Source organism: Pseudoalteromonas sp. MMG012 (genome assembly GCF_018100875.1).
Classification (GTDB): Bacteria; Pseudomonadota; Gammaproteobacteria; order Enterobacterales; family Alteromonadaceae; genus Pseudoalteromonas; species Pseudoalteromonas aurantia.
In genome coordinates, this window is record NZ_JAGJEF010000095.1 from 1 (window position 1) to 14,749 (window position 14,749).

Annotated in this window: 9 protein-coding genes; 6 read left to right on the plus strand and 3 right to left on the minus strand. The window is 40.7% G+C overall.

Annotated elements, in window-relative coordinates; genetic code table 11:
- Positions 1-194 precede the first annotated feature (194 nt).
- The gene (locus tag J8L97_RS20600) at positions 195-452 is read left to right on the plus strand and encodes a hypothetical protein (protein ID WP_211052497.1); all 258 of its coding nucleotides are present in this window, start codon (positions 195-197) and stop codon (positions 450-452) included.
- A 34-nt stretch (positions 453-486) separates the two neighbouring features.
- Positions 487-1,335: a hypothetical protein gene (locus J8L97_RS20605; protein WP_211052498.1), complete on the plus strand. Its 849-nt coding sequence runs from the start codon at positions 487-489 to the stop codon at positions 1,333-1,335.
- 90 nt (positions 1,336-1,425) lie between these two features.
- On the opposite strand, the gene J8L97_RS20610 is transcribed toward J8L97_RS20605, so the two are convergent.
- Together J8L97_RS20610 and J8L97_RS20615 are read right to left on the minus strand one after the other, a co-directional pair.
- Positions 1,426-5,589 carry a hybrid sensor histidine kinase/response regulator gene (locus J8L97_RS20610; protein ID WP_211052499.1) on the minus strand — a complete coding sequence of 1,388 codons (4,164 nt, stop codon included), beginning with the start codon at positions 5,587-5,589 and terminating at the stop codon, positions 1,426-1,428.
- A 585-nt stretch (positions 5,590-6,174) separates the two neighbouring features.
- Complete coding sequence (locus tag J8L97_RS20615; RefSeq protein WP_211052500.1) at positions 6,175-7,704, minus strand: winged helix-turn-helix domain-containing protein; 1,530 nt, start codon at positions 7,702-7,704, stop codon at positions 6,175-6,177.
- 184 nt (positions 7,705-7,888) lie between these two features.
- Between J8L97_RS20615 and J8L97_RS20620 the strand changes: the two genes are divergently transcribed.
- Both J8L97_RS20620 and J8L97_RS20625 read left to right on the plus strand, forming a co-directional pair.
- On the plus strand, positions 7,889-8,692 hold the full coding sequence (locus J8L97_RS20620; protein WP_211052501.1) for a CPBP family intramembrane glutamic endopeptidase: 804 nt from the start codon (positions 7,889-7,891) through the stop codon (positions 8,690-8,692).
- A 23-nt stretch (positions 8,693-8,715) separates the two neighbouring features.
- Positions 8,716-9,465 (plus strand): hypothetical protein, encoded by a 750-nt coding sequence (locus J8L97_RS20625; RefSeq protein ID WP_211052502.1) that lies wholly within the window; start codon positions 8,716-8,718, stop codon positions 9,463-9,465.
- 178 nt (positions 9,466-9,643) lie between these two features.
- Here the strand turns inward: J8L97_RS20625 and J8L97_RS20630 are convergent, their stop codons facing one another.
- Positions 9,644-10,495, minus strand: a complete 852-nt coding sequence (locus J8L97_RS20630; RefSeq protein ID WP_211052503.1) for a pesticin C-terminus-like muramidase — start codon at positions 10,493-10,495, stop codon at positions 9,644-9,646.
- A 215-nt stretch (positions 10,496-10,710) separates the two neighbouring features.
- Between J8L97_RS20630 and J8L97_RS20635 the strand changes: the two genes are divergently transcribed.
- Both J8L97_RS20635 and J8L97_RS20640 read left to right on the plus strand, forming a co-directional pair.
- Positions 10,711-12,081 (plus strand): hypothetical protein, encoded by a 1,371-nt coding sequence (locus J8L97_RS20635; protein WP_211052504.1) that lies wholly within the window; start codon positions 10,711-10,713, stop codon positions 12,079-12,081.
- Positions 12,082-12,625: 544 nt separating this feature from the next.
- Complete coding sequence (locus tag J8L97_RS20640; RefSeq protein ID WP_211052505.1) at positions 12,626-14,512, plus strand: PKD domain-containing protein; 1,887 nt, start codon at positions 12,626-12,628, stop codon at positions 14,510-14,512.
- Positions 14,513-14,749: the final 237 nt, after the last annotated feature.

Consider the following 14,749-nt stretch of genomic DNA (forward strand, 5'->3'; position numbering starts at 1 on the left):
ACTATTAAAAATGGGAGGATTACCAGTTCAACTCAGCTAAAGGCTTTCACAGCGCCGTTTGGGGAGGAGAATCAAATACCGCAGAAGGCCTCTTCTCTGTCATTTTAGGTGGCCAAGAAAACCACACGCCAGACCTGCATAACTTTGCCGTCATAGCTGGCGGTAAACGAAATACAACGAGTAATTTCTTCTCAATGGTACTCGGAGGTGAGCAAAACATCGCAACCGGACAAAGCTCGGTCATTTTAGGCGGTACATTAAACAGCACAACTGGGCCAAGCTCTAGCATTACTGGTGGGATAAACAATAAAGCAACAGGCGAACTCAGTGCTATCTTAGGTGGAGAAGCAAACCAAGCTAATGGCTTCACATCGACCATTGGTGGCGGTCTAAAGCGCGCAGTTCGTGGCCGAGATAACTATCAAGCCGGTTATTTCTTTTCTGAAAAGTAATGCAACGAAATAAATAAAATTTAAGGAAAATACTATGTTCAACCTACATAAAATCGCAGTACTTATTAGCCTTGGCATCACAACTGGCAGTGTAATGGCTAACTCACATGACCATGGCCATGACCCTATACAAAGCGAGCACGCGTTACGTGCAATTTTACAATGTATGACTAAAGTAGATAACACGCTTGTGATCAATGGGTGTAACTTGCATTTAGCCAATGGCAGTAATAAAACACACCAAAGCTTTGATGGCACAAGTTCAGCCAATGGACTGGGTAACCTTATTCTTGGCTATAACGTTATTAATACCTCCACTGGCACCCCTGCATACTCTCATACAGGCTCTCATAACTTAGTTATTGGAGATGGCCATAGTTACCAGTCAACGGGTGCCATTATCGCAGGCGCGAATAACCGAGTAACAAGCCGCTCTGCCGTGGTCGCAGGTGTCTTCAATCAAGTCAATGGGATTGCTTCAACAGTGCTGTCAGGTTCATACCATGAAGCCCATGGTGACTACAGCACCATTTTTGGTGGCGCAGGTAATACCATTGCCGCTGGCGTGAGCTGGGGCAGTATTTCTGCCGGAGAATCTCATAATGTCGAAGCGCATTTAGCCAGTATTGTTGGAGGTCGTCACAATACCGCAAAAGCGCGCGCTTCGGCTATTAGCGATGGCCAATTTAATGAAACCTCCGGTGAACTTGCTGTGGTTGTTGGTGGCTCACAGAACAAAGCCACAGCCCGTGCCGCAGTAGTACTTGGTGGCCGATATACCGAAGCAAACGGTGAACTATCCACTGTCACTGGCGGCCTAAAGCGCAGTACCACAGGCAAGCACGACTATCGAGCAGGGGCTAATTTCTTCTCTAATCAGTAAATAACGAGACTCCTAAAAGTGCGTTTAAGCCATACAAGATAGTATGGCTTAAACGGTACTTTTAATTAATCTCAGTAATCTGTCACCGCTTCAGCCATGAATCTGATGAGCCCAATGTTGTACGACTTGCAAAACATTGTTCGCATCTATTGGTTTCGTTATATAGTCGTCCATACCGGCGTCTAAGCACTTTTGTTTATCTCCTTGCATGGCGTTTGCGGTCATAGCAATGATTGGAATAGACATATAATAACGACCCGTTTGCCCCTCTCTGATATGCTTTGTCGCTTCATAGCCATCCATTTCAGGCATTTGGCAATCCATCAAAATGACGGTATAAGGGCGAGTATCATTTGACTCCTTGAGTTTACTTAATGCCTCCACCCCATTCTCAGCCACATCGGCTATTAATCCCATATTACTTAACACTCTTAATGCAACAAGCTGATTGACCTTATTATCTTCGACTAACAGTACATGAGTCCGCTTAACCCATTCATTATCACTGACAATCAATTCATCATGAGTTGCTTGTTGTGTGCTCTGGTGCCCATCAGATAAAGTAGCTTTGATCTCTTCATTGGTAATCGCTAAGGTATTAAGTAAATCAAAAGCTGTAGCCGGTTTTGAAAAGACACTATTCACCCCACTTTTCTTTATCTCGTTGGTATCATACTGTTCACCTAACTGAGTCATCATTACCAGCTTTAAATTCGCGTACTTTTCTTCTTTTTTAAGCGCTTTCACCAACAGTTCACCTGTCATGTCAGGCAAGTTGTTATTGAAAAGCACAGTATCGAATTTAGCCAAATCATTAGATATAGAATGTTTATTACACATGTATATGGCATCGGTTGCATTCATTGCTTGAAACACTTTCACTCCCCACTGCTCATACTGTTTGCGAAGCGCATCAATGCTAGAGGCATTTCCATCAACAATAAGTAAGTTTAGGTTTAAGTGCTCATACGACGGGGTTTCTTTCCCTTCAACAGTACTTTTGTTCACCAAGCATGTTATGGTAAAGCAGCTCCCTAGCCCCTCTTCACTTGATGCCGTCACATCTCCATTGAGCAATTGACACAACCTTTTTGTGATACTAAGTCCGAGCCCCGTGCCACCATATTTTCTTGTTGTAGATGTATCAACCTGACTAAAAGAATCAAATAACGCGGAAATTTTCGCTTTGGGGATCCCTATTCCAGTATCTCGAATAAGGCATTTAAATACATATTGATCCGCATCATTCGTGGCTTCAAGCTGCGCACTAATGGTAACGTCTCCTTGCTCGGTAAACTTAATCGCATTGCTTAATATGTTAGTGAGAATTTGCCTAATACGACCGGGATCAGAATTAACGTGTTGCGTATGGATATCGGCTAAATCTAGGATGATCTCCACCCCTTTTTTTTGAGCGGGCAAAGCAATTGATTCCGATAGCTGTTCAATGAGCTTTCTTAAATCGAAATCGATGTATTCTAATTCAAGTTTATCTGCTTCGATTTTTGAAAAGTCCAAAATATCATTTATTAAAGTCAATAAGGAGTGTGCACTTGCACTGGCTATATTGACCGAATGGGCTTGCTCTGAGGTCAATTCAGTGTTTTTTAAAATGTCTAGCATACCCAAAACACCATTCATGGGTGTTCTGATCTCATGGCTCATATTGGCTAAAAACTCTGATTTTAGCTGTGTCGCAGCTTCCGCTTCTTGTAGTGCATCGGCCAAGTCGCGCGCTTGTGTTTCGAGTGATGCCGTCTTTTCTGATACTTGCTCTTCGAGTTGCACAACAAACTGTTTCTGTCGAATAATTTCCGCTTTTTGCAAGCGGGTCCGCATGTAAATAACTACAAAAATAATTGACGCAAGTATCAGTGCATATAAACAGTATGCCCACCACGTTAGCCATGGCAGCGGTGACACATACAAGTTAATAGAGAGAATATTTTCTCCCCACTTACCATTACTGTTTGTTGCTTTGACCTGAAATTGATACGAGCCACCATCTAAGTTTGTGAATGACGCCGTATTTCTATTGCCTATTTCAATCCAATTATCATCATACCCAACCAATTTATAAGCGTATTGATTTTTACTAGGAGAAATAAAGTCGAGCACAGAGAACTCAAAAGAGAAAATATAATCTAGATAAGATATTTCAATGTCAGTTACATAAGAGTATGGCATGCCAAGCTTTGCTGACTGCCCCATTTTACTAAAACCAGTTAAAATCAAGTTAGGCTCACTTTGACTCGACTCAAGGGGCAAGGTACTAAAGTATTCTATTCCCCTCTGACTACTCGTAAATAGCGTATTATCTTTACCCTTAATTAAACTACTAGGGTAATAGTTTAACCCGAGCAAACCATTTTGGCTGTCGAAATTATCCACATCACCGGTCAACGGCGCGTACTTAGAAACACCTTTGTTCGTGGTTAACCACAAATTACCTTCTTTATCATCAGCAATGGCCCGTATTAATGTGGTTGGTAGCCCATGTTCCGTGCTTATATGGGTAAAACTCTGCGATTGTGGTTGATATAAATTCAGCCCTTTTTGTGTGGCAATCCATATATTACCATCTCGTGATTGATGTATATCTTGGACAATGCTGCCCAATAAACTATCTGATTTGTACTTGTTAGTTATGAAAGACTGAAAACGATGACGCTCTTCGAGCCACAAATTAACACCTTCACCGGTACCAACCCACATATTGTGTGCGTTATCTTTGTATATCTCCAAAACTTCTGGGTGTGACAGGCCAAGCTTTTCATCTAAGTGACTAAATTTCTTATTCTTAATATCATAAGTGTAAACACCATTCTTATAGGTACCGATCCAAAGTTTGCCGTGTTTATCAACATTCAATGCCCGTATTTCTCGAAACTCTTCATGATGCGGCTCAGTATCAGGGTACGTTAATAACTCGATGTGTTTCGTTGCTAAATCAAATTTAGCCAACCCTTCATCTTGCGCTACCCATAATGTGTGGGCATCACTGAGGTATAAGACTGGTCGCTCTAATAATCTATTTTCGTCAAAGCCATTGAGCGCATGAAAAATTGAAGAGGCAAGTGGTTCTAATCTTTGTGTTGAAATATGCCATTTAAATAGTTCAGACGATGACGTTACTATCAACAAATCACCATTGTCATCCGTTATAATGCCGTTAGGCGCAACAAGCTCTGGGCTATTAATAGATTTAAACTTTCGGTGTGGTACCAGTTTATATATCCCATGCACTTCATTTGTGATCCAAATTGTTTTCGAATTATCTTCAAAAATCACGCGTAGGCCACTATTGTGCTCAAGATCAAGCTGTTCTATTTTCTGGCTCAAATGTGACAACCTAAACACGCCTTTACTTGTCACAAACCAAATGTGTCCTTCATGATCTTCAATCATTGAATTTACTTGACCTAAATGGCTTTCACCCACAACACCAAGTTGTGTAAACTGGCCTACCGTCGGTTCAAAAATAAAAGGGCCTTTTTGTGTACCCACATAAAGTTTCCCATTTGATGCTTTTAATATATGTCTTATTTCATTAGCGCCTGTGGGCGTATTGTTATCTGGATTCGGGAAGAAGTAGTGAAAGGTTTGCGTTGTCTTATTATACAAGTTTAAACCATAACTTGTGGCAACCCATAAGCTATGTACGTCATTATTTTCAATATCCCAGACTCGATTATGTGACAAGCCTAAATTTCCTTGCTGGGCTTTGACGATGTGCTCAAACTGGTTGTTACCCAGGTATCGATTTAACCCTTTATCATAAGAACCTAACCAAATTGAATCATCTAAGGCATGATACAGTGACTGGATCCGGTTTGCAGATAATGACTCTGGGCGTTTCGGATCATGCAAAAAATTCTCAAACTGCCCCGTTTGTGGATCATATCGATTTGCACCGCCGCCCCAGGTACCAACCCATACATTACCATGCCTATCTTGCATTAAGTTGCCAGCATCATTGTGTGACAATCCATTAGTACTGGTACTATCAAACTCAAACAGGGTGACTTTACGTCCATCATATCGCATCACCCCATTTTCTGCGGTTCCAAACCACAGTAACCCCTGTTGATCTTGAATAATCGAATAAATTTCTGAGGACACAAAGCCATCTTCTGCGGTGAGCTTTTTCACAGAATATTCATTCGCAAGCATGGGGATTTGGCCAAAACAATACGTTGAAGCTATTGTTGTAAGCAATACGATGATGCGGATTAAAGTGAACTGTTTATTCATAAGAAGTTTTTGAAGCCGCCGTAATTCATCACATGAAAAATGAAATGCAAGTAATCTTAGATTAGTTTATATCGTAAACTATTTCTATCCTTAAGATATTAAATTTTATAAAGCTTTTAGGCTAGCTGGTGAACTTGTACTGAACCACGAGTTATTAAACAACTCGCTTGGCACTTGCTTGATTAGTATTTGATTTTGCTATGAATACTTCAAAAAGGGATCGTAACGCTATGAATTAGGTTAGGAAGTACCACATTAAACAATACTTGCCTTTGAGCCATTGTCTAATGTGGGACAGCCAACTTACCTGAAATACACATGACTTAAATGCATATCCTTAAATGCACGCCCTTAAATCAACTTCTTCCTAAATAGCTTTGACGTGAATGGTTTAAAGCGTGCTAATCTCGCTATGTCACAGTGGCAATTTGAGACCCATTCATAAACACTTTACGTAATGATGACCTTCTTTATTCATTTCAAACGCATCAAAAAAGCGCTGGCTATTTTCAGATACAAAAAATGAAAAAGGAACAAACTCCCAGCTAAGTCCCAGAATAGGTAACAACCTAAATCACTCTCAATTTAGTTTATTGTGCCATTTCTTGCCTCATTAGTTTTCGCTATCCATTCATTTGACATAGTAACAAGCTGACTTATGTTACTTTTAGTTGCAAGGGCCAGTGCGGTATTAAACGATGATATGGCTGCTTGCCAATCTTGTTCAGCTAATGCCAGTTCCCCCAAATCAATATGCATACTCGATTGCCCATACGGCTCTTGAATGGTTTGATAAAACCTTAACGCCTCAAAGATAGCCTCTCTTGCTTGGCTGAATTTTTTCTTATGAAGATGTATTTTACCAATCACTCTGTATGTATTCGCTAAATACAATAAATCATTGGTTTGTTCACTTTTAATTTTAACTTGATGCAAAATCGCCAAAGCCTCATCGAACTGCCTTTGCTGAGTCGTGCTTAACGCTTGCCAAAACAGGAGTCTGCCTAAATTTTTCGTATCACCATTTTTAATCGCATACTCAATCCCTCGCTTGGCTGCTTGCTTGGCTTCTTCATATTTATTTAAATAAACCAATGACTTTACTAGCATTCTACTTGCTAAGAGATTCTCAGGTTCAGTGACAAGCACAGCTTGAAGCATAGTCACTGCGGTTGTAAAACTATCGGATTGCATCTCATCTATCGCGGTCGCAAGCATCTCATTTGCAAAGTTGTGCTGATACGTTTGAATTTCGCTAATCTCAGTCACCCCCATAGAATGCAGTATCAGTGAATATAAATCGGAGTATAACTGGTTGGTATTATCAGCAAATAACGCACCCCGCGTGATACTCCCTTTCTTATAAATACTATACACAAGCTGATAATCTCCGCTGTACCCAGACATAGCTTGCACAACAATAACCTCTGCACCTGATACTTCAAACAACCTTGAAACCGTTACTTCATCAAATTCTTCTTGGTTAACATCAGCACGTTTTAATGTATCAAGTACCTCTTCAGTAGGTAATACTGGTGCATCTAACTGAGGTTGTAAGTATTTAATCAACAGATCCATACCGCCATATTTGACCCACATATGTTCAGAGTCTTCGATTCTGTTCGTGACCGGTAATACCATGACAGAACCCTGTTTCGCAACGTGATTTCCCGTGCTGTACTTTACAGCTAATAAAAGCAACAAACATAAACAAACAATTAGGGGAGCTAAGTAATAATATTTTTTATGGTCGTCTAATTTAAAACGCGACCTTATGCTAGAAGCTGGCTCTTCACGTCCACTGTGCATATCAATTTCAGTGATAGTTTCCGATATGGAGTACCCTTTGCGTGGGTGTGTTTTTATCGTTGATGTGCCCTTAAAAATTTTACGCAATTCAGTCATAGACTGAAAAACAACATGTTCTTCAACGATTACGTCGTTCCAGACTTGTTGCAGTAAATCATGTTTACTGACTATTTCACCATTGGCTTGCAGTAATACCTTAAATACTTCGGCTGTTTTAGGCCTGATTTTAAACACTTCTTCTTTACAATGAATTTCATTTTTATGGGGGTAAAATAACCACTCACCAACCTGAAAATAGCTTAACATGCTTGTTCTCAATCCAATTATTATTGTTTAGGTCATATAAAACATCATAGGTTCCCCCTTTCACAAAAAACAGTAAGCAACTGTTAAATATAGAATTATAGAAACTTATAGAGTTTTATAATACGCGATACTACGCTATTTACGATATTGTAGCGCCAAATTAACGCAACCAGTGAATTTACAATTGAACAAACTTAAAAAATATATGCATATATACCCTGCAATGGTCACCATCATCATGACGTGCTTGTTTGTCGGCGCATTATTTGTTGTCAAAGTATTCGAGCCAACCCCAGTTCCATTATTTAATTGGCCAAGATTAATGCTCATTACGGTCAGTTCTGCTGCCATACTTAGTATGCTAAAACAATTTGGTTGGACTAAAAGCGTCGGGGTCACTTCACCATACTCATCTTGGCACCCTAAGTGGCTTCTTTGTACCACCCCACTACTACTCATTGCACTTTTAAGTATGACAAGTGCAAATTGGGCTGAAGTACAACTTTCAACGCAGGTGCTAATTGCCTGGCTCTTTTCAAATTTTGCAACTGGGTTTTTCGAAGAAGTTCTCATGCGTGGTATGTGTTTTTACATATTACTTAAAGCTTGGGGAGCGACCAAGAAAGGCGTACTCCTTGCCGCTGTGTTCCAAGCTATCGTGTTTGGTTTAGCGCACCTTGGTAACCTATACCATATGCCTATGATAGACGTTGGCGCACAAGTCATATTTGCGACTTTGATCGGCATCGGTTTTGCTGGGCTCGTGTACTTCACACAGTCACTATGGCCTGCCATTATCGTGCATACCATAATCAATTGCGCTGGCACCATTAACGACTATCTAGTACCGCACACGAATGAATTACAAAGCCCTGGTTTTACTGGGTATATTGTGATCATTGTGATTTTTTTACTACTCTCAACATTACCCGGTTTGCTTTATATTAAAGCCAGTCAGCTGCATGTAACAGAACAAAACGGCTACTGAGAAAATAGACGCAGAGGTTAAATATGACACTATATAAAATATTATTAATTTTATCATTGGCCGTTATGCCCATTATGGCTGCTGAGAATAAAAACGAAAGTATAGCGACGACCGCCGCGCAATTGGCTTACCAACAGGCATTACTTAAAGTTGAGTCTGATCGGGCATTGCTGCTGGCAAGCAAGTCTATTTCATTTGTAGAAGTTCACGAGGAGCCAACAGGGGAATCAAAATCCACTGCAAAGTTACTGAGTTTAACCTCAAGTGGAGAAGAACATATCACACTATTGGATAACTCTACACAGCATGAAGCACAAACTGGGCTAAACTGGGAAAGCAGTTTATTAATTAACTCCGCTAGATTTCCAGATAACCCCGCACTTATTAATGAAACCGAAACGACGTGGATATTCCATATTCCAACTATGGTCAGCGCAGATATTGACGACACGGTGGAGCAAGTCGACAATAAAAAAGTCAACGCACGGTTGATGTCAGCGTTAACGTCTGAACTAACAGTTTCTAAACAATCACTGCGCTTTGTGTCATTGAAAACATATTCGAAACAAGCGTTTAAACCTGAGTCTTTAGTGAAGATCAGTAAATTCCACGTAAAGATAGACTATGGACAAACTTGGCCTGACGGTCCTTGGGTAGCTAAGTCTATTTCAAGAGTCGTGAAAGGCAGCTATGCATTTTTTATGACAGTTGATCAATCATCTAACACAAAGTTCCTTGACTTTCAAATAGTTAAAAAACCTTCATTACCCTAAAGTTTGAAAAACAGCGTTCACACTAAATAACAAGAATTTAGCATAACCGGCATACTTTAAAGTAACAGTGAAGGCTAAGTACTGGCATATCAGTTTACATTTGCAATAAATACGGTTTTAAAAGGCTTAGGTCACCCCTAACCTTTTAAAATTGGTATGATGTAACAAATAATATTGTTTACCTCGACGGTTGAACTAATGCAGCTTCCATACGGCGACGCCTACGGATCCCTTCCAATTGGTGGTTTTGCTGCATACTCCCAATAAAATTAGCGCACTCATTCCAGTTTCCTTGCGCTATTGGTGTATTTAAAACATCTAGTCCTCGATTATGAGCCCCCCGGTTAAAGGCTAAAGACAATAATGCTGTTTGCACACTATCCGGAGTTGTTGCGTGTAACAAATGCGGAAACCTCTTGCCAACAGCAACCCAATAAGGGTCAATAATTACTGGCAGTATTTGCAATGCTTGGCCTTTACTAATACGAATATCAATCAGATTTTTAGCCTTGTTTAAATGACTTTTCGCTTCTCTACCTGTTAAGCCTATACAATCTATACATGCGTTTAATTGTGTTTGGTTCAAAATATGAGTGTAGTGTTTAAGAAGTTCATCTTTACTTTGTTGCCCTAAATCAAACCCAGGATCTAATGTAACTCCTGAGTGGCCGCCTGGCCAGTAAGCTTTCCCTGCATGCCCTTCACGAGTATGTATCCAAGCCAAATCACCTCGAAATGACTGCAATAAGTTAATGACGGTTTCTGAAGGTGCTTCTAGCTCGGTTACATCTGATTTAACAACACCAGCGAGTTTCTTTTCAATGACCAGCCAGGTATTATTATCAACTTCACCTGATGCGACTAATCCGTTTTCTTTTTGCAATCTCTTAACCGCATCTTGTGTGCTAACACCAAAGTACCCATCTGCTTCCAAGCGAATACCTATTAGTCTTAAAACACGCTGCAAATGTCGAACTTCATCTCTAAACTGGGCTCTACCGCGATTAAAACCATCATCAAGTTTCAACATATTTTTATGTCCTTCTTTAATTCCCTTTATGAGTCATGTTACCTCTGTATGAACTCTAGATACAGCTTTAGATACAGCTTTAGTACCGAGTAAGTCGACCTCTATTTACGCATCTTTAAATCACAGCAGCACATTATTACTCAACATAAACCAATGTAACTCAAGCATTTGTGCTAAACTATAAAAGACATTAACTCAGGAGGCTGTAACTAAGAGTGAGTAGAGCAAAGCTAAGTCAAGATGAGAACTTATCCTTCAAGATCAACTATCAACTTCTTCCCAAAGAAACCAATCAACTCGACCTGTATTTTTCAATCCCAACCGATATGGGGATCAATACAAATACACTCAATGAAGTCGACTTTTTCAATGCCAACATTAAATCTCATAGTGCCTACTACTCTGAGCAATTACATTTACCATTGGTTCATAGTCGCTTTATCAGCCAAACCAAGCGAGAAAAAACCGGTTATCGGCTCAACTTAAATTTATTTTGCTACCAGCTCAGAATCGCACTAGACGCCGATGTGAAAGCCACACTACAACTTAAAGAGCCTGATGAATTTTTCCCTGCCGTGGCTATGTTAGTTGAACAAACAGACCGCTTACTGAAAAGTTTAAGGCGCTATACCCCGCCCGACAACAAGCTCAAATCATATTTTCAAAATGCTGACAACTACCTCAGCTGGCATACCGAACAAACATTTTTAAAGTTACTCTCCAGAGGCCCTAAATCAAGTGAGTTTAGCGAAGAACGTGCCACGTTAATTGATTTTTGTCAGCAAGAAAGCCAATACAGAACTGAACAAACCTACAACTCACAAGTGACATTGGACGACCCGAACCGCATCACCAATAAAATGAAGCTACTCGAACGACTGATTGAATATGGGGTGGTGTTTAATAAACAAACCACTGACTTAACGTTAAACTTAAAGCGATTAGTAAAAGGACTCGTAACCGGTGTGATCATGGCATTTGTGATGTTTATTGTGCTTAACGCGCGCTCTAATTTTCAAGAGGTTACCGTTGCCCTCATCGCGCTACTAGGTGTAATTTATGGACTCAGGGAAACATTCAAAGAAGATTTAACCCAATGGGCATGGCGCTTAATACAGCGAGGCCGCCCCAAATGGCGTAATAGATTTAAAAACTCCGTGAGTGACGATATCGTCTGCACACAAACCATTTGGCTCGAGCACATTCGCAAAAAAGACCTACCATCTGAGGTTAATAAATTATTCAAACAACGCCGACAGCAAAATAAGCAGGCTGCACATTTAATGCATTTCTGTGCTAAAGATCAAGTTCATGTCAGTGAATTCTTGCCCGGTTACGATGAAGTGCAGCAACGTATTACCTTCAACATGGCTTCATTTGTTCGCTACCTGAAGAAAGGTGCTGGAAAGCTATATACCTTAGAAGGCCAAAAGGTATCTAAAAAGTCGGTAGAACGGCGCTACCAAATTAACCTTGTACTACGTTTTTCAACCGATCACAGTACACAACTAGAACGCTACAAACTCACCATGAACCGTTCTGAAATTGTTGCGATTGAACTGATGGACGAAGCATTAAATGACTAATCAGCGCACTTACTTTTATATACCACCATAGGCCATAAGAAAAGCGTCTGCCTCGTTAATTCATAAATCCGTTAAAAGATTTCGCTTAGCCAGTCACTTCAGAAAGTGGGCCAGTAAAACCAACCATTTTACTTGTTTAAATTCCACACAACAGCTTTCATTATTTGCTTGAAAGGAGTCACCTGCCAGTAGCGCTCCCCTTATAAAACATTTTCTGCTGACGGAGTAATCAATGCGCCTCTTCGTGTCATAGCCACTCTAATTAAGAATAACGCTGCATCCTCCATTGAGTTAACAGCCTATTTTTACCCGCCACTCACCATTTATCGATAATTATTCTCACAATGTGTTTAGGTTGAAAGCTAAAAATATTCACATTCCGAGCTCAATAAAAACAGGGACAAACAACTCATCTCTGAGGAAGGAAAATCGTACTTCGATCTTCTTTAATTACATTTAAAATACCTTAATGAAACCTTTAATTAACATACATTCTCTGTGTTTTGTTCAAAAACACAACAACTAAAATTAAAGGATAATACCTATGATACCGTGTAAAGTTCGCAAGGCCGTGCTTCCAGTATGTGCATTGCTTTTGTCATCAGCTACTTTTGCTGGTGTATTAGACGCCTCAGCGCAAAAAACAGACATCGCTAAAATTGTCTCTCATCAGCTATCGCTTAATGCGGGGCACTCAGGGATCACCACCCAAGATGTTAAAGAGCATATTATTAATCACCCTGATGCACAGTTTATTAAAATAAACTTTGCGCAGTTGTCGTTACCTGAAGGCGCATACATTGAAGTCAGTAATTTAGAAGGTACAGAAAGCTATCGTTATGACCACAATGACAGCGATGTCAAAGCATCTATGTCGGTGTCATCAGACACCGTTAAAGTAACGCTAGTTTCACCTAGTTCAGTACAATGGGGCGAAAGTCATCGTGTTGAAATACAAGATTTCTACGCCGGCTTCTCTGATTTTGAATTAGCTGAAAGAGCCGCGATTTTTGAAAGTGGTGATATTCAGCCTAACTCAACTTGCGGTGTTAATGAGCGTCAAGACGTTGCATGTTGGGAAGAGTCTCACCCGGTTGAATATGAACGTAGCCGCCCAGTTGCGCGCTTGCTTATCGGAGGTCGTAGCCTGTGTACTGCGTGGCGTGTTGGTGCCGATAATCATATGTTTACCAACAATCACTGCTTTAGTAGTGCAGCAGATACCAAAAATGTTGAAGTATGGTTTAACTACCAACGTACAGGCTGTGGTACAGGCACAACCAATAGCACAGTGAAAGTGAACGGCGACCAGCTTTTGGCCACCGATTATGCGCTAGATTACACCTTATTTACTGTGCAAGAGTTTGAAAAAATTAAACAGTTTGGCCACTTTGGGCTAGATGCAAATGCACAAAATCAAGGCGAGCGTATCTATATCCCGCAGCATGGTGCGGGTAACCCGAAAGAGTTGGCAATTGAAAGTGACTTAAATGCAAATGGGCTGTGTCAGATTGACCAAACCGTCACAGCGGGTCGTGGTAGCGATACAGACATGGGTTATAAATGTGACACCATCGGAGGCTCTTCAGGCTCACCTGTACTGTCGGCAAAAAACAACGATGTTATTGCCCTACACCATTATGGTAATAGCACGCAGTGTACAACTAAATTAAACCGCGGCGCACGTATTGAGTTAATTTGGCCAAAAGTAGCCACCCATTTTGGTGGTGTGTTACCAGTAGGAGATAATGGTAACTCAGGCAATAACCCGCCAGTTGCTCAGATTACGACACAGTGTTCGCAATTAACATGCAGCTTTGATTCAAGTGACTCATCTGACTCTGACGGTAATATTGTCGCGACTGCGTGGGATTTTGGTGATGGTACAACAAGTACGACTACTGGTTTAGTCACACATACCTATCAACAAGCCGGAACATATAACGTCTCACTGGTTGTGACAGACAACGGCAACGCGCAAGACAGTGCCGTAGTTGAGGTGACAGTCACGGCAACAGGTAACCAAGCGCCTGTTGCTGACTTCACATATTCAGCTAATGGTCTGTCGGTGAACTTTACCGATGCTTCAACAGATGACTCAGGCGTTATAGAGTATTTATGGGCGTTTGGTGATGGCAATAGCAGCCAAATGCAAAACCCATCTCATGCCTACGTTGCTGCAGGTACTTACCCTGTCACACTCACAGTGACCGATGCACAAGGTGAACAATCGACTAAATCAAGTTCAGTCGTCATTTCGGATAGCAACTGTAATGTTGCCGTATGGGATAGTTCAAGTGTTTACCTCAAAGGCGACCAAGCATCTCAAAATGGCAGCGTTTATGAAGCGAAATGGTGGACACAAGCTCAGTCTCCGGCAGATAACTCGTCTACATGGGCAGTTTGGAAATGGGTGAGAAACTGTAATTAAGTGATTTGAACTAATACAAGATTGAACCGAGTTAAAGTGCTAGCCTTGACTTGGTTCAACCTTTTATTTCCACGTTTCTAAAATAGATGTGACGGTTAGTGGCTGAATACTAGAAAGTGTATAATTCGCTAAATAATGCGGGTCAACCGCTTGCTTCACAGTACTATTTAGCTCAAATATATCAGCATCATATGCTATTAACGCAGAGTATTTTAACAGGCGCCCTTTCTTCAAGTA